Genomic DNA, 15,656 nt, shown 5'->3' with positions numbered 1-15,656 from the left:
CATGGGACGAGATCTGACGGCCCTCTTCGACCCCCGCTCCGTCGCCGTGGTCGGCGCCAGCGACGACCCCGCCAAGTACGGGCACGCCGTGGCCTCCCAGGCACTGCGCGCCGACGGGCGCCGGCCGGTGCACCTGGTGAACCGGCGCGGCGGCACCGTCCTCGGCAGACCGGCCGCCCCTTCCCTCGCCGCGATCGGCGAACCCGTCGAACTGGTGGTGGTCTCCGTCCCCGGCAACGGCTTCGAGGCCGCCGTCGACGACGCCCTGGCCTGCGGGGCGAAGGCGATCGTCGGCATCACCGCGGGCTTCGCCGAGGCCGGCCCGGCGGGCCTGGCCCGCCAGCGCGCGGTCGTCGCCCGCGTCCGGGAGGCCGGAGCCGTCCTCGTCGGCCCCAACTGCCTGGGCATCGCCGACAACACGACCGAGCTCTACCTCGCCTCGGACCGCTTCGCGCCCGGCGGCGTCGCCCTGCTGAGCCAGAGCGGCAACCTCGCCCTCGAACTCCAGCTCCGCGGCGCCCCGCACGGCCTCGGCTTCTCCCGGTTCGTCTCGCTCGGCAACCAGGCCGACGTGACCCTCGTCGACCTCGTCGAGGACTGTGCCCGCCACGAGGCCACCACCTCGATCGCCGTGTACGCCGAGGACTTCGGCGACGGCAGGGCCTTCGCCCGGGCCGCCGCTGCGGCGGGCAAGCCGGTGGTCCTGCTCACCGCCGGGCGGGGCACCGCCTCCGCGCGCAGCGCCCAGTCGCACACGGGGGCGCTCACCACCTCGGCCGACGTCGTGGTTGCCGCCTGCCGTGACGCGGGCGTGGAACTGGTGCGCACGCCAAGGGAGATGACGGTCGTCCTGGCCGCCCTCAGCGCCCGGCCGGGCCACCCGCGTACGAAGGGACGCGCGAGCGGCGCCCGGACCGCGGTCTTCACCGACGGCGGCGGCCACGGCGCCATCGCCGCCGACGCCGCCGAGGACGCCGGACTCGGCGTGCCGGAACTGGGCGCGGCCACCCAGGCACGGCTGCGGACCGTGCTGTGGCAGCAGTCGGCGGTCGGCAACCCGGTCGACCTGGCCGGCATGGGCGAGCAGCAGCCCCTCTCGTACGCCGACACGGTCGCGGAACTCCTCGCGGCCGAGGAGGTCGACGCGGTCCTGATGACGGGCTACTTCGGTGGCTACGCCGCCTCCGACGGCGGCCTCGGCGGCGGACCGGCCGGCGGCTCCGCGCTCGCCGAGGGCGAGACGCTGGCCGCGGAGAAGATCGTCACGCACCTCGCGGCCGCACCGAAGCCGCTGGTCGTGCAGTCGATGTATCCGGGGTCGCCGAGCTGCCGGGTGCTGGCCGAAGCGGGGGTGCCGGTGTTCGCCGCCACCGAGGACGCGGCCCGCGCGCTGGCGGCGATGACCGGCCGGGCGGCGGCCGGCGGCGGTGCGGGGGAGCTGCCGGAGTTCCCCGCGCTGCCCACCCCGGCCGCGCCGCTGCGGGACGCCGGGTACCACGGGGTGCGGGCGCTGCTCACCGCCGCCGGTGTGCCCTTCCCGGCCGCGCGGGAGATCACCGACGAGGCCGGACTGATCGCCGCCGCCGGTGAGTTCGAGGGCCCGTACGTGCTCAAGGCCCTGCACCTGCTGCACAAGTCGGACGCGGGCGGCGTCGCCCTGCGGCTGGCCGACCGGGAGGCGCTCCTCGCCGCGTACCGGGAGATGCACGCCCGGCTGGGTGCCCCCGCCTACTCGGTCGAGGCGATGGCCGACCTCTCCGACGGCATCGAGCTGATCGTGGGCGTGAACCACGACCCGCGGTTCGGGCCGGTGGCCATGGTCGGACTCGGCGGCGTCCTCACCGAGACCCTGCGCGACGTGGCCTTCGCGCTGGCGCCCGTACCGGCCGGGCGGGCCGAGGCCCTGCTGCGCGGGCTGCGGACCGCCGCGCTGCTGGACGGCGTCCGCGGCCGGCCGGCCGTGGACGTGGCCGCCGCGGCGGCCGTGATCGAACGCATCACCACGGTGGCCGCGGCCCATCCGGAGATCGCCGAGCTGGAGGTGAACCCCTTGCTGGTACGCCCGGACGGCGCCCTGGCCCTGGACGCCCGGGCCGTCCTCGGCTGACCACCGCCGCTCCCCCGCCCCCCTGGCTGGCTCCCTCATCCCTTCCACCGGAGGACACCGCACCATGGACTTCCGCTACACGCCCGAGCAGGCCGACCTCAAGGCCCGCGCCGCCGCCTACGCCCGGCTCCTGATGGAGTACGAGGACCGGTCCGAGGAGGCCGGCGGCCCGCTGCCGGCCGACACGGTCCGCGAACTGACCCGCGCCGCCATGGACGCCGGTGTCTATGCGATCAACATGCCCGCCGCCTGGGGCGGGGCCGGCCTGTCCCTGCTGGACCAGGTCATCGTCGAGGAGGAGTTCGGCAAGGTCACCAACTGCCTCTGGGACATTCCCTGGCGGCCCGCGAACGTCCTCGCGTACGGGACCGAGGCGCAGCGGGAGAAGTACCTGCTGCCCGTCATCCGGGGCGAGCGGTTCGACGCGTTCGCGGTCACCGAGCCCGGGGCGGGCTCCGACCCCGGCTCGGGCACGAGCACCGCGACGCGGACCGACGGCGGCTGGCTGTTGAACGGCGAGAAGTGGTTCGTGACCTGCGGTGACATCGCCGACTTCCTGCTGGTGCAGGCCGATGCGGGCCCGGAGCGGGCCGCGACCCTGTTCTTCGTGGACAAGCACGCACCGGGTGTGGAGATGACGCGGGTCCCGCGCTTCATGCACTCCGCGGTGAACGGGCATCCCGAGTTCACCTTCACCGAGGTGTTCGTCGCCGACGAGGACGTGCTCGGCGGTGTCGGCAACGGGTACGAACTGACCAAGGAGTGGTTCACCGACGAGCGGCTGATGATCGCCGCCCGGACGGTCGGCGCCGCCGAGCGGGCACTGGAGCTCGCCCGCGACTGGGCGGTGCGGCGACGCCAGTTCGGCTCGCCCATCGCCGACTTCCAGCTGATCCAGGGCATGCTCGCCGACTGCGCCGTCGACATCGCCGTCAACCGCGCCTACACCCACCAGGTCGCCTGGGAAGCCGACCAGCCGCACACCGACCGCAAGACCCTGCACGCCAAGGCGTCGACGGCGAAGCTCGCGGCGAGCGAGGCCGCCGGGCGGGTCGTCGACCGCTGCGTGCAGATCTTCGGCGGCCGCGGCTACGACCGCTCGTACCCCGTCGAGCGCATGTACCGGGAGCTGCGCGTCGACCGCATCTGGGAGGGCACCTCCGAGATCCAGCGGCTGATCATCGCCAACGAACTGATCAAGCGCGGCACCCGGGCCCTCGCCCTGCCCGCCTCCTGACCGCTCCTGCCGTCACCCGCTCCCCGTACCGCACCGGTACCAGCACCAGCACCCGTACCCGCCCCCGCGATCACAAGGACCCGGACATGGACTTCCGTCTCACCGCCCGTCAGGAAGAGCTCAGGGACTCGGCGCGCGCCCTCACCGAGTTCATCACGAAGTACGAGCTCGACTGCGAGGAGAACAACGGCCTGCCCCCGCAGGCCCACACCGAGATCCGCGACGCCGTCCTCGACAGCGGCCTGCAGGCCGTCAACATGCCGGCGGAGTGGGGCGGCGCCGGCCTCACCATCCTGGAGCAGGTCACGGTCCAGGCCGAGCTCGGGCGCCTCACCGGCGCCCTCTGGGACATGGTGTGGCGTCCCGCCAACGCACTGTCCTTCTGCACGCCCGAGCAGCGCGAGCGCTACCTCGTCCCCGTCATCCGGGGGCAGCGCCGCGACTGCTACGCGGTGAGCGAGCCCGAGGCCGGCTCCGACCCGCAGAGCCTGAGGACCACCGCGACGCGGACCGCGGACGGCTGGGTGCTGAACGGCGAGAAGTGGTTCGTCACCGTCGGCGACCACGCCGACTTCATGATCGTGCTCGCCGCCGCCGGGGACGAGGGGGCGCCGACCCTGTTCCTCGTCGACAAGGACACACCGGGCATCGAGATGACCCGGGTCCCCCGCTGGATGCACACCTTCGTCTACGAGCACCCCGAGTTCACCTTCACCGACGTGCACGTCCCGGCGGACGCCGTGCTCGGGGAGGTGGGCAACGGCTACGACATCACCCGCTCCTGGTTCACCGAGGAGCGGCTGATGATCGCCGCGCGGACGATCGGGGCGGCCGAGCGCGCCCTGGAACTCGCCCGCGACTGGGCGGTGGAGCGACGCCAGTTCGGCTCGCCCATCGCCGACTTCCAACTGATCCAGGGCATGCTCGCCGACTGCGCCGTCGACATCGCCGTCAACCGCGCCTACACCCACCAGGTCGCCTGGGAGGTCGACGAGGGCGGGATCGACCGCAAGACGCTGCACGCCAAGGCGGCCATCGCCAAGCTGTCCGCGAGCGAGGCCTCCGGCCGGGTCATAGACCGGTGCCTGCAGATCTTCGGCGGCCGCGGCTACGACCGCTCGTACCCCGTCGAGCGGCTCTACCGCGAACTGCGCGTCGACCGCATCTGGGAGGGCACCTCCGAGATCCAGCGCCTCATCATCGCGGGTGAACTGGTCAAGCGCGGCACGGGAGTTCTGCGGCTGCCGGTGACCCGGTGAGCGATGTGGAGCGCGTCGGGATCGTGGGCTGCGGGCTGATGGGATCCGGCATCGCCGAGGTCTGTGCCCGCGCCGGACGGGACGTCGTCGTGGTGGAGGCGGACCGGACCGCCGCGGACGCCGGCCTGGAGCGGATCGAGCGCTCCCTGGCCCGGGCCGCGGCGGCCGGGAAGTTGACCGCCGCCGACCAGGACGCCGCGGTCGGCCGGATCACGCTGACCACGGACATGTCCCTGCTGGCGGACCGGGACCTGGTCGTCGAGGCGGTGGCCGAGGACGAGCGGGCCAAGCTGGAGGTGTTCGCACGGCTGGACCGGGTGGTGGAGCGCCGGGACGCCGTGCTGGCGACGAACACCTCGTCCATCCCGGTCATCCGGCTGGCCGCCGCCACCTCGAGGCCGGCCCAGGTCGTCGGCCTGCACTTCTTCAACCCCGTCCCCGTGCTCCCCCTGGTGGAGCTGGTGCCCTCGCTGCTCACCGGCGAGGAAACCGCCCGGCGCGCGCGGGAGTTCGCCTCCGGGGTGCTGGGCAAACGGGTGGTCCGCGCCCAGGACCGGGCGGGCTTCATCGTGAACGCGCTCCTCGTGCCGTACCTGCTCGCCGCGGTACGGATGGCCGAGTCCGGGATCGCCTCGGCCGAGGACATCGACCAGGGGATGACCCTGGGCTGCGCCCACCCGCTGGGGCCGCTGGCCCTGGCCGACCTGATCGGGCTGGACACCGTCCAGGCCATCGCCCGGTCGATGTACGCGGAGTACCGGGAGCCCCTCTACGCCCCGCCGCCGCTGCTGGCCCGGATGGTGGACGCGGGCCTGCTCGGCCGCAAGACGGGCCGGGGCTTCCACACCTACTCCTGACCGGGTCGGGGGTCGGGGACTGCGTTCCCGACCCGATCTCCGACCCCGTTCCCGATCCCGTTCACGCCCCCGTTCCCGGCCGCCGCGGTCCAACGGCCGGGGACCGGGGGCCCGATGCGCGAGGATGGTGGTCCGGCGGGTCCGGCCGCCGGACCTTCCGCCCACCATCCGCTCAACCACCCACCCACCGACCCAACAGGCGCCGACACGGGGAGCAGCCAACGTGACCAAGGCCGAGCGCGCACTCGAAACGCGGGAACGCATCCTCACGGCCGCGTGCGAGGTGATCGCCGACATCGGTTTCGAGCACGTCTCCATGCGCAAGGTCGCCGAGCACGCCGGTGTCTCCAAGGCCCTGCTGCACTACCACTTCGACACCCGCGAGAAGCTCTTCGCCGAGGCGATGACACACTCCTTCGCCCGGACCGGCACGGACACCGGCAGCGACACCGGTACGGACCCGGCCGCGGTCGTCCTGGCCCGCATCGTGCGCAGCATGCTGCCCACGGACGAGGTGCTCCGCCAGGACTGGAAGCTCTGGCAGGAGCTGTGGGTGCGCGCGCTGCGCGACGGCACGGCCCGGACCCTCGCCGTCGACCTGTACGACCAGCTGCACGCGTGGGTCGCCGGCACCGTGGAACGGGGCATCGCGTCGGGCGAGTTCACCGACTGCGACGTCGCCGCGCTCGGCGCCCTGGTGCTGGCCCTGTGCGACGGCCTCGGCATCCGCCTGATGCTGGACGACCCCCGGGTCGACCTCGCCACGGCCCAGTCGACGGTCTGGCGGGCCATCGCGCCCGCCCTCGGGATCGCGCCGGAGTTCCCTGAGGTCTGACGGCGCCGGGCCGGCGGATTGTTCGGGGAATGTACGGGCGGCGGCGCGCCCGCCGGAACACCGGGTCGACGGGGTTAGCATCGACGGTGTTTCCGCACGTGAGAGGCAGTGATGACGGGTTCGGAGTCCAAGGGCCTCGTGCTGATCGTCGAGGACGAGCGGCACATCTCCGACGTCCAGAGGCTCTATCTGGCGCGCGAGGGCTTCGGTGTCCACGTCGAGGCCGACGGGAGCGCCGGGCTCGCGGCCGCGCGGCGGATGCGTCCGGTGGCCATCGTGCTGGACATCGGCCTGCCGGGCATGGACGGCATCTCCTTCTGCCGTGCCCTGCGCGACGCGGGCGACTGGACGCCGGTGCTGCTGGTCACCGCGCGCGGTGAGGAGGCCGACCGGATCCTCGGCCTGGAGCTGGGCGCGGACGACTACCTGACCAAGCCGTTCTCGCCGCGCGAGCTGGTCGCGCGGGTCAAGACCGTACTGCGCCGGGCGGCGGGGCCGCCCGCGCCGCCGGCGGAGAACCTCGGCGGGCTCAGCGTGGACCCGGTCAGCCGGACCGTGCGCCGCGACGGTGAGCCGGTGGAGCTCACCGCCACCGAGTTCAACCTGCTGGCACACCTGCTCCGGCACGTGGGGCAGGTCTTCACCCGTGAGCAGCTGCTCGCCCAGGTGTGGGGCTACCCGGGCTACCGCGACACGCGCATGGTCGACGTGTTCGTCTCGCAGCTGCGCGCCAAGCTCGGCGACGCGAGCCCGATCCGTACGGTCCGGGGCGTCGGGTACAGCGCGATCGCCCCGCGCACGTGAACCGCCCCCGCCCCGGCTCCGGTACCCGTGGCTCCCTCGCGCGCAACATCGTGGTGCTGAGCACCGTGGTGGCGGCGCTCGCCGTGGCGCTCACCGGGCTGATCGCCTGGCAGACCGCGGCGCACGGCGCGGAGCAGCGCGAGCGCGACCAGCTGGCGCGTCAGGCGACGGTGCTCAGCCGCCTGCCGGCGCTGTCCGAGGCGCTCTTCACCGGCGCCCAGGTCCTGGCGGGGCCGAACGGTGTGCAGCTCGCGGTCATCTCCCCGGACGGCGCGGTGAGCGGAACCGCCACCCCGGCCGTCGACCGGGCGTCGAAATCGGCGCTGCTGGCGGGGAAGCCGGTCTCCACCACGGGCATCCTCGGCGGCGAGGAGGTGCTGCTGGTGGGGCGGCCCGGCGTGCGCGGCGGCGCGGTCGTGCTGACCGAGCCGTACGCGGTGGTCGGCGAGGACACGAACCGGATCCGCCGCAACGTGGTCGTGCCGCTGATCGTCGGCATGCTCGGCGCGGCGCTGGCCGGGGCTCTCCTGGCCCGGCGCATCGCCCGTCCGCTCGTGCGGGCCGCGCAGATCGCGCACCGGCTGGCCGACGGCGAACGCGGCGTACCGGCCCCCGTCGACGGTCCCCGGGAGACCGCGGACATCGGGCGGGCCCTCAACGTCCTGGACGAGGCGCTGGCGCACAGCGAGAACCGGCAGCGGGAGTTCCTGCTCTCCGTCTCCCATGACCTGCGCACTCCGCTGACGGCGTTGCAGGGATACGCCGAGGCGCTCGCCGACGGCCTGATCGAGCCGGAGCGGGTGCCCGAGGTCGGCGGCGTCCTGGCCGACGAGACCCGGCGCCTGGACCGGTTCCTGGGGGACCTGCTGGACCTGGCCCGGCTGGAGGCGGACGACTTCCGTCTCGACATGGCCCCCGCCGATCTGGGCGCGGTCGTCGCCGAGGCCGCCGCCTTCTGGACGGGCCCCTGCGCCCGCGACGGTGTCGGACTCCGGCTGGAGCGGCCCGGGCGGCCCGTCGTCGTCGAGACGGACTCCTTCCGGGTCCGGCAGCTGATCGACGGCCTGGTGCAGAACGCCCTGCGGGTGACGCCCGAGGGCGCCCCCCTGGTCCTCGCCGTCCGCGCCGCTCCGGACGGCGGGGCCGAACTGCAGGTCCGCGACGGCGGACCGGGCCTCACCGAGGACGACGTCCGCATCGCCTTCGACCACGGCGCCCTGCACGAGCGCTACCGGGACAGCCGCCCGGTCGGTTCCGGCCTGGGGCTGGCCATCGCGCACCGGCTGACCGGCCGCCTCGGTGGCGCCATCCGCGTCGAGGGGCACGGGCCGGAGGGCGGCGCCTGCTTCACCGTCACCCTTCCGCCGGCGCCCGGGACCGGGTGAGCGGGCGCGGCTCCGCTTCCCGGCGGGGGCGCGCGGGTGCCCGTACATTCCCCGAACCGGGTGCCCGTACATTCCCCGAACAATGCGCCCACGGCCCCCTTACAGGCGCCGCGCACCATGAGGCCCCATGAACACTCCATCGGCCGGGGGGCCGGGTCTCCTCCATCGCATCGGAAGCCGGTGTGCCCGGCACGCCTGGCGGGTCGTCGCCCTGTGGGTGGTGCTGCTGGCCGGTCTCGGGCTGGCCAACCGGGCGTGGGGCGGGTCCTTCGCGGACAGCTTCTCCCTGCCGGGCACCTCCACGCAGACCGGCGCCGACCTGCTCAAGGCCCACACCAGCGGCTCCGGCGGCACGGCCTCCCCCGTCGTGATCACCTCCGACCAGGGTTCGGTCACCGGGCACCGGGCCGCGATCGAATCGTCCGTGGACCGCCTGCGCCGGCTGCCGGACGTCCTGTCGGTGACCGACCCGCTCACCACGCCCGGGGCGATCTCCGCGAACGGCGGGACCGCCCAGATCACCGTCCGCTTCGACGGTAACCCGGCGACCTTCGACCCCTCCTACCTCACCGGGGTCGACAGCGCCGTCGAGCCGCTGCGCGCGGACCACCTCACCGTCGAGTACGGGGCCCCGCTCGGGCAGCTGGCCACGCCCAAGTCCGCCGACCACACCTCGGAGGCCATCGGTCTGGCCGTCGCCGTGCTCGTGCTGCTGATCGGCTTCGGCAGTGTCGCCGCCACCGGTCTGCCGCTGCTGACGGCCGTGCTCGGCCTGGCCGTCAGCCTGGCCGGTCTCGGACTGCTCGCCGGGTCCTTCGACTTCGCCCAGGCGGCCCCGACCCTGGCCGCGATGATGGGCCTCGGCGTCGGCATCGACTACGCGCTGTTCCTGACCACCCGCTACCGGGCGCTGCTGCAGGCGGGCACGGAGCCGGTGGAGGCGGTCGGGCGTACGGTCGCCACCAGCGGGCGGGCCGTGCTGGTGGCCGCCGCCACGGTCGCCATGGCCCTGGGCGGGCTCTGCGTCTCCGGTGTGGGCTTCATCGGCACGCTCGGCGTCGCGGCCGGGATCAGCGTGGTCGTGGCGGCCGCCGCGACCGTGACGCTGACTCCGGCCCTGCTGGGCCTGCTCGGCAGCCGCATCGACCGCTTCCACGTGCGCACCCCGGTCGCCGAACCCGGCGGCGAGGGCGACGTCTGGCACCGCTGGGCCGTCAGGGTCAGCAGGCGCCCCTGGCTGTTCCTGGTCAGCGGCCTGCTCGTGCTCGGCGTCCTGGCCGTCCCGGTGGCGTCCATGCGGCTCGGGCACGTGGACGCGGGAGCGCAGTCCACCAGCAGGACCGACCGCCGGGCCTACGACCTGATCACCGAGGGCTTCGGCCCCGGCGCCAACGGTCCGCTCACCGTCGTGGCCCACCTCGACAGCCGGCAGGTCGCCGACGGGGCCCGGCGCCAGGAGCTCGCCGCCTCCCTCCAGCGGGACCTGGCCGCCGTACCGGGAGTGGCCTCGGTGAGCACCCCGGTGCCCAGCCCGGACAACGTCCTGCTCATCACCACGGTCACCCCGGCCACCGGACCGCAGGACGGCGCCACCGCCGACCTGATCCACACCTTGCAGGACGAGACGGTGCCGCGGGCGCTGTCGGGCACGGGTGCCACGGGCTACGTCACCGGCACCGCCGCCGCCACCCAGACCTTCACCGACACCCTCACCGCCAAACTGCCCCTGATCATCGGTGTGGTCGTGGCCGCGGCCTTCCTGCTGCTGCTCACCGTCTTCCGCAGCCCGCTGATCGCGCTCAAGGCGGCCGTGCTCAACCTGTTCTCCATCGCCGCCGCGTACGGGGTGGTCGTCGCGGTCTTCCAGTGGGGCTGGGGCGGGGAGCTGTTCGGCATCACCGAGAAGGTGCCCGTCGAGTCGTACGTGCCGATGATGATGTTCGCGATCGTCTTCGGACTCTCGATGGACTACGAGGTCTTCCTGCTGTCCCGGATCCGCGAGGCGTGGCTGCACCGGGAGGACAACCACCTGGCCGTCGCCACCGGCCTGGCCGCCACGGCCCGTGTCATCACCTGCGCGGCCCTGATCATGACCAGCGTCTTCCTGGCCTTCCTGCTCTCCACGAACGTCGCCGTCAAGATGCTCGCCCTCGGTCTGGGCGTCAGCGTGATCATCGATGCCACGGTGGTCCGTCTGCTCCTGGTGCCGGCGTCCATGTACCTCTTCGGGCGGGCGAACTGGTGGCTCCCCGGCTGGCTGGACCGGCTCCTTCCGCATCTCGATCCGGAAGGCCCGGCCGCCGCGCCCGCCCCGTCGCCCGTGTCCGCCCCGTCGTCCGCCTCCGCCCCCACACCCACGCCCCCGGCCCCGGTCTCGGCGGCAACCGATCAAGGAGACCGCCGATGAATCAGCGCCTCGGGAAGACCCGCGCGGCCCTGCGCCGGCACCTCGTCCTCACCGTCACGACCACGGTGGTCCTGCTGACCGTCGTCGTCGCGGGCGCGGCCGAGTTCACCGCCCGCACCGTGATCCGGAACCACGTCACGAAGGCGGCGCCCGGCCTCGGTGAGGACGTGGCGGTCGGCGTGGCCGACGACTGGGCCCTGTGGGACCTGGCGCGGGGAAGCATCCCCCGGCTCGACGTCAGCAGCGACGACGCCCGGGTCGGGCGCCTCCCGCAGGTCCGTGTCCGCGCGCGGCTGGACGACGTCCGCCTCGGCGACGGGGGCACCGTCGGCGGCACGAGCGCCGAGGTGACCGCCTCCACGCAGTCCCTCGCCGCCGCGATCCGGACCGCCGTACCCGCCGTATCGGTCTCCGCCGTCACCACTGATCCGGCGCGCGGGACCCTCCTCGCCTCCGTCGGCCCGGGCGGCGCCGGACAGCTGACGCTGCGTCCCGTACTGGCGGACGGCAAGGTCACCCTCGCGGTGGACGGACTCACCCTGTTCGGGCGCTCCGTCCCCACCGGCCGGCTCGGCATGGGCGAGGGCGCACTCGGCCCGGAAGCGGGTGCGCCCAAGGAGTACCCGCTGGGGCTCAAGGCCACGTCCGTAGACGTCCGGGCGGACGGCCTCCACGTCGCCCTGACGGGCGGCCCGGCCCCCCTGGCGGGTGCCTGACACCGACGGGATCGGGGGTCGGCCCGCGCGTCCGCTCGCGTACCGGGGACGGCAGGGAATCCTGGGGCGACAGCCCTACGGACCCCTACGGACCCTGGAGCACTGATGCGCGCATGAGCCACGACCCCGCCGACGCCCCCGGCCCGCCGCCGGCCGCCGCTCCCGGCAACGGGCCCGCCGTCTCCCGCCGGGAGTTCGACGCGCTCTTCGACGAGGTCCGTACGTGGGGCCGGTGGGCGGCGGCCGACCGCGGCGCCTGGAACAGGGTGACGGCGGACCACGTGCGGCGGGCCGCCGCCCTGGTCCGGTCCGGGACCGTCGTCCCGATGGCCCGGCCCTGGGACACCCGGCCCGGTCCGGACAACGCGAAGCCCGCCCTGCACTACATGTCGGACCTCGGCGACGTGGAGGCCCCGGAGCCCTCCGTCTACAAGGACTTCCTGGCCGTGGACTACCACGGCAAGGGGGTCACCCACCTCGACGCACTGTCACACGTCGCCTACCGGGGGCAACTGTACGACGGCCGGGCGGCCCGCGACTGCGTGGATGCCGCGGGCGCCCGCTTCGGCGCGGTGTCGGCGCTCGGCCCGCTGGTCACCAGGGGCGTGCTCGTCGACCTGCCGGCCGTCCTCGGGATCGAATGGCTCGATCCCGGGCGTGCGGTGCACGCGCGGGACCTCATCGCCGCCGAGCAGGCGCTCGGTGTGACGATCGGGGACGGCGACGCGGTGCTGCTGCGCTCCGGCGCCCTGCGCCGCCGAAGCGAAACCGGCCCCTGGGACCCCGGCGGGGCGAGCGCGGGCTGGCACGTGGACGCCGTGCCGCTGCTGGCCCGGCGCGCCATCGCGCTGCTCGGGGGCGACGGGGACAGCGACGTACGGCCCTCGCCCGTCGAGGGGCTGCACTCCCCCGTGCACGCGCTCACCGTCGCCGCGATGGGGGTGCCGCTGCTGGACAACCTCGATCTGGAACCGCTCTCCGCCGCCTGCGCCGAAACGGGCCGTTACGCCTTCATGCTCGTCGTGACGCCGCTGAACGTCCCGGGCGGGACGGGTTCGCCCGTCAATCCCGTCGCGATCCTGTGAGAGCGGACCTGAGGAATATACTCAAATCTGATGATTCAGGGCATTTCGGCGTGGACATCGAGGGCTGAGGGCCGAGGGCTGACGGCCGAGGGAAGTGGTGCAGATGGGGGTGGTGGAAGACCGCATCGGGCCCGTGCATCCCCGTGACCGATTCCTGCACGGCGAGTCGGTCGAGGGCAGCGTGCGGGGACCGATCCTGCACTCGTGGCAGCGCAGCCAACTGCTGGGCCTCTCGCCCGACCAGTCCGAGCTTCCCTTCACGCAGGACTTCGACCCGGACGGCCGGCTCATCCGCGCCGCCCGGCCCGTACTCGACCGACTGGAGACGGTCTTCGCGGGCAGCCAGATGAACATCAGTCTCGCCGACGGGTACGGCACCGTCCTCGAACGCCGCTTCGGCGAGAAGTCCATGGTCAAGCGCCTCTCCCCGATCCAGACCGTCCCGGGCTTCGTCTTCGCCGAGCAGTTCGCCGGTACGAACGGCATCGGTCTCACCCTCGCGGAACGGCGGCTCTGCCAGGTCTTCGGCGCCGAGCACTTCGCCGAGCGGTCCCAGTCGAGCGCCTGTACGGCGATCCCCCTGCGCGACCAGCTCAGCGGGCACATCGAGGGCGTCCTGTGCCTCGGCTATCCCTACACCGACGCGGACCCGGCGCTGGTCCCCCTGGTGCGCAAGGCGGCCGAGGCCATCGAAAGACGGCTGATGGAGCAGAGTTCGGACCGTGAACGCGGCCTGCTGCACGCCTATCTCGAGGCCGCGAGCCGGACCGGGGCCGAAGACCACAGCGGCAACGGCCACGCGCTCGCCATGTCCGAGCTGCTCCAGAGCGAGCTGGAGCAAAGCGATCAGATGACGCTCAAGGAGAAGGCCACGGAGCTGATGTCCTCGGCCCAGTGGGCGGCCGCCGACGTGCCCCTCTCCCGCGACCGGTGGGTCACCCTCGTGAGCCGCCCCGTGACGAGCCCCTCCGGGGTGGAGGGCATCGTCATCGAGGCGCTCCTGCCCGACGAGGACGAGCGGCACGCCCCCGCCCCCACCGGACCGCCGCCCGGCCCCCTCTCCCGCGCCGCGCCCCGTACGCCCACGAGGGCGGCCCGCACGCGCGGCACATCCGCCACACCCGGGGCGGCGGACGCGGCCGGCTCCGATGACCCCGCCGGCGGGATGGTCCGCGGGCTGGTGCTGGTGGGCGAGCCCGAGGTGGGCAAGTACGCCGTCGCCGCACGGCGCCGCCTGGAGCTGCTGGCCGAGGCCAGCAACAGCATCGGCACCACCCTGGACGTGGGCCGCACCGCCTGGGAGCTCGCCGAGATCGCGGTCCCGCGGCTGGCCGACTTCGTCACCATCGACATGCCCGAGGCCGTCCTGCGCGGCGAGGAGTCCGCCCACCCCACCACCGAGATGCGGCGCACGGTGGTCCACGGAATCCGCGAGGACTGCCCCTTCTACCCGGTGGGCGAGCAGGTCACCCTGCGCCCGACCACGCCGCACATGCGCTCCCTGACCACCGGTCAGCCCGTGCTGGAACCCGATCTGAAGGCCGCCTTCGGCTGGATCGCACAGGACCCCGAGCACGCCGAACTGCTCCTCGCGCACAACATCCACTCCCTCATCACCGTCCCGCTGTTCGCCCGCGGCGTCCTCCTGGGCATCGCGAGCTTCTACCGTTCGCAGGACCCGGCCCCCTACGGGGACGACGACCGCTCCCTGGCCAAGGAGCTCGCCGCCCGCGCCGCCCTCTGCATCGACAACGCCCGCCGCTACACCCGCGAGCACACCCTCGCCCTGGCCCTGCAGCGCAGCCTGCTCCCGCGCGGCCTGCCCGACCAGGACGCCGTGGAGGTCGCCCACCGCTACCTGCCCGCCGAGTCCGGAGTGGGCGGCGACTGGTTCGACGTCATCCCCCTGTCCGGCACCCGCGTCGCCCTCCTCGTCGGCGACGTCGTCGGCCACGGGCTGCACGCCGCCGCCACGATGGGCCGGCTGCGCACCGCCGCCCGCAACTTCGCCGAACTGGAACTCGCCCCCGACGAACTCCTCACCCACCTCGACAACCTGATGGTGCGCCTCGACCGCGAGGAGGGCGAGGACAACCCGGCCCTGGGCAGCGGCATCGTCGGCGCCACCTTCCTGTACGCCGTCTACGACCCCACCTCGCAGCGGTGCACCATGGCCCGGGCCGGCCACCCGCCGCCCGCGCTCGTCCACCCGGACGGCACCGTGACGCTCCTCGAACTGCCGGCGGGACCCCCGCTCGGCCTCGGCGGTCTGCCCTTCGAGTCGGTCGAGATGCGGCTCCCCGAACACAGCCAGCTGGTCCTCTACACCGACGGGCTCATCGAAGACCGCCGGCGCGACATCGACGTGGCCCTGGACGAGCTCATCCGCGCCCTGGCCCACCCGGACCGCGCCCCCGAGGAGACCTGCCAGGCGGTGCTCGACGCCGTGGCGCCCGAGCACCCCGGTGACGACATCGCCCTCCTCGTCGCCCGCACCAACGCCGTGTCCCCCGACCGGATCGCCTCCTGGGACCTGGCCGCCGACCCTGCCCTGGTCGGCGAGGTCCGCGCCGCCGCCGTGAGCCAGCTGAGCCGGTGGGGGCTGGAGGAGTCCGCGTTCGCCACGGAACTGCTGCTCAGCGAGCTGGTCACCAACGCCGTCCGCTACGGCACCGCACCCATCCGGGTACGCCTCATCCTCGACCGCACCCTGATCTGCGAGGTGCACGACGCGAGCAACTCCGCCCCGCGCATGCGCCACGCCGCCAGCACCGACGAGGGCGGCCGCGGCCTGTTCCTCGTCGCCCAGCTCTCCCAGGCCTGGGGCACCCGCTACACCACCGAGGGCAAGGTCATCTGGGCCGAGTGCGCCCTGACCGCGGCGTGACGGCGTCACCCACGACGGGCACATCCCGGCGAGTTCAATACCGGATATACGCGACAAGATCGGCATAGAATCCCCCA

The 15,656-nt window shown here is 73.8% G+C and carries 11 protein-coding genes; all 11 read left to right on the top strand.

What is annotated here, in order from left to right:
- Position 1 precedes the first annotated feature (1 nt).
- Complete coding sequence (locus tag ACFYZ4_RS26340) at positions 2-2,107, top strand: acetate--CoA ligase family protein (protein WP_351297990.1); 2,106 nt, start codon at positions 2-4, stop codon at positions 2,105-2,107.
- Between the two features lie 64 nt (positions 2,108-2,171).
- Positions 2,172-3,344 carry an acyl-CoA dehydrogenase family protein gene (locus ACFYZ4_RS26335; RefSeq protein WP_351297988.1) on the top strand — a complete coding sequence of 391 codons (1,173 nt, stop codon included), beginning with the start codon at positions 2,172-2,174 and terminating at the stop codon, positions 3,342-3,344.
- Positions 3,345-3,430: 86 nt separating this feature from the next.
- Positions 3,431-4,603: an acyl-CoA dehydrogenase gene (locus ACFYZ4_RS26330; protein WP_351585303.1), complete on the top strand. Its 1,173-nt coding sequence runs from the start codon at positions 3,431-3,433 to the stop codon at positions 4,601-4,603.
- Positions 4,600-5,460, top strand: coding sequence for a 3-hydroxybutyryl-CoA dehydrogenase (locus ACFYZ4_RS26325; protein ID WP_351297982.1), 861 nt, complete (start codon positions 4,600-4,602; stop codon positions 5,458-5,460). Before ACFYZ4_RS26330 ends, ACFYZ4_RS26325 begins: the two co-directional genes overlap by 4 nt.
- Positions 5,461-5,683: 223 nt before the next feature.
- A complete protein-coding gene (locus tag ACFYZ4_RS26320) occupies positions 5,684-6,295 on the top strand; it encodes a TetR/AcrR family transcriptional regulator (RefSeq protein WP_351297979.1) in 612 nt (203 codons plus the stop codon).
- A 111-nt stretch (positions 6,296-6,406) separates the two neighbouring features.
- Entirely contained in the window at positions 6,407-7,099 is a 693-nt protein-coding gene (locus tag ACFYZ4_RS26315) for a response regulator transcription factor (RefSeq protein ID WP_351297976.1), read from the top strand.
- Positions 7,096-8,484, top strand: a complete 1,389-nt coding sequence (locus ACFYZ4_RS26310) for an ATP-binding protein (RefSeq protein WP_390784975.1) — start codon at positions 7,096-7,098, stop codon at positions 8,482-8,484. Before ACFYZ4_RS26315 ends, ACFYZ4_RS26310 begins: the two co-directional genes overlap by 4 nt.
- Before the next feature lie 127 nt (positions 8,485-8,611).
- Positions 8,612-10,891, top strand: coding sequence for an MMPL family transporter (locus ACFYZ4_RS26305; protein ID WP_390784974.1), 2,280 nt, complete (start codon positions 8,612-8,614; stop codon positions 10,889-10,891).
- Positions 10,888-11,607 (top strand): LmeA family phospholipid-binding protein, encoded by a 720-nt coding sequence (locus ACFYZ4_RS26300; RefSeq protein ID WP_390784973.1) that lies wholly within the window; start codon positions 10,888-10,890, stop codon positions 11,605-11,607. The genes ACFYZ4_RS26305 and ACFYZ4_RS26300 overlap by 4 nt, the downstream gene beginning before the upstream one ends.
- Positions 11,608-11,720: 113 nt before the next feature.
- Positions 11,721-12,692, top strand: coding sequence for a cyclase family protein (locus ACFYZ4_RS26295; protein WP_390784972.1), 972 nt, complete (start codon positions 11,721-11,723; stop codon positions 12,690-12,692).
- A 103-nt stretch (positions 12,693-12,795) separates the two neighbouring features.
- Positions 12,796-15,579, top strand: coding sequence for a SpoIIE family protein phosphatase (locus ACFYZ4_RS26290; protein WP_390784971.1), 2,784 nt, complete (start codon positions 12,796-12,798; stop codon positions 15,577-15,579).
- The last annotated feature ends 77 nt before the right edge of the window (positions 15,580-15,656 follow it).

Origin of the sequence: Streptomyces sp. NPDC001513 (genome assembly GCF_042894695.1) — a bacterium.
GTDB lineage: Bacteria > Actinomycetota > Actinomycetes > Streptomycetales > Streptomycetaceae > Streptomyces.
This window is presented reverse-complemented; position numbering and strand designations above follow the sequence as displayed.

Bases quoted from the DNA above. Each gene is read 5' to 3' on its own strand.
- ACFYZ4_RS26340 (WP_351297990.1), top strand. From the start codon at position 2: ATGGGACGAGATCTGACGGCCCTCTTCGACCCCCGCTCCGTCGCCGTG.
- ACFYZ4_RS26335 (WP_351297988.1), top strand. From the start codon at position 2,172: ATGGACTTCCGCTACACGCCCGAGCAGGCCGACCTCAAGGCCCGCGCC.
- ACFYZ4_RS26330 (WP_351585303.1), top strand. From the start codon at position 3,431: ATGGACTTCCGTCTCACCGCCCGTCAGGAAGAGCTCAGGGACTCGGCG.
- ACFYZ4_RS26315 (WP_351297976.1), top strand. From the start codon at position 6,407: ATGACGGGTTCGGAGTCCAAGGGCCTCGTGCTGATCGTCGAGGACGAG.
- ACFYZ4_RS26305 (WP_390784974.1), top strand. From the start codon at position 8,612: ATGAACACTCCATCGGCCGGGGGGCCGGGTCTCCTCCATCGCATCGGA.
- ACFYZ4_RS26300 (WP_390784973.1), top strand. From the start codon at position 10,888: ATGAATCAGCGCCTCGGGAAGACCCGCGCGGCCCTGCGCCGGCACCTC.
- ACFYZ4_RS26295 (WP_390784972.1), top strand. From the start codon at position 11,721: ATGAGCCACGACCCCGCCGACGCCCCCGGCCCGCCGCCGGCCGCCGCT.
- ACFYZ4_RS26290 (WP_390784971.1), top strand. From the start codon at position 12,796: ATGGGGGTGGTGGAAGACCGCATCGGGCCCGTGCATCCCCGTGACCGA.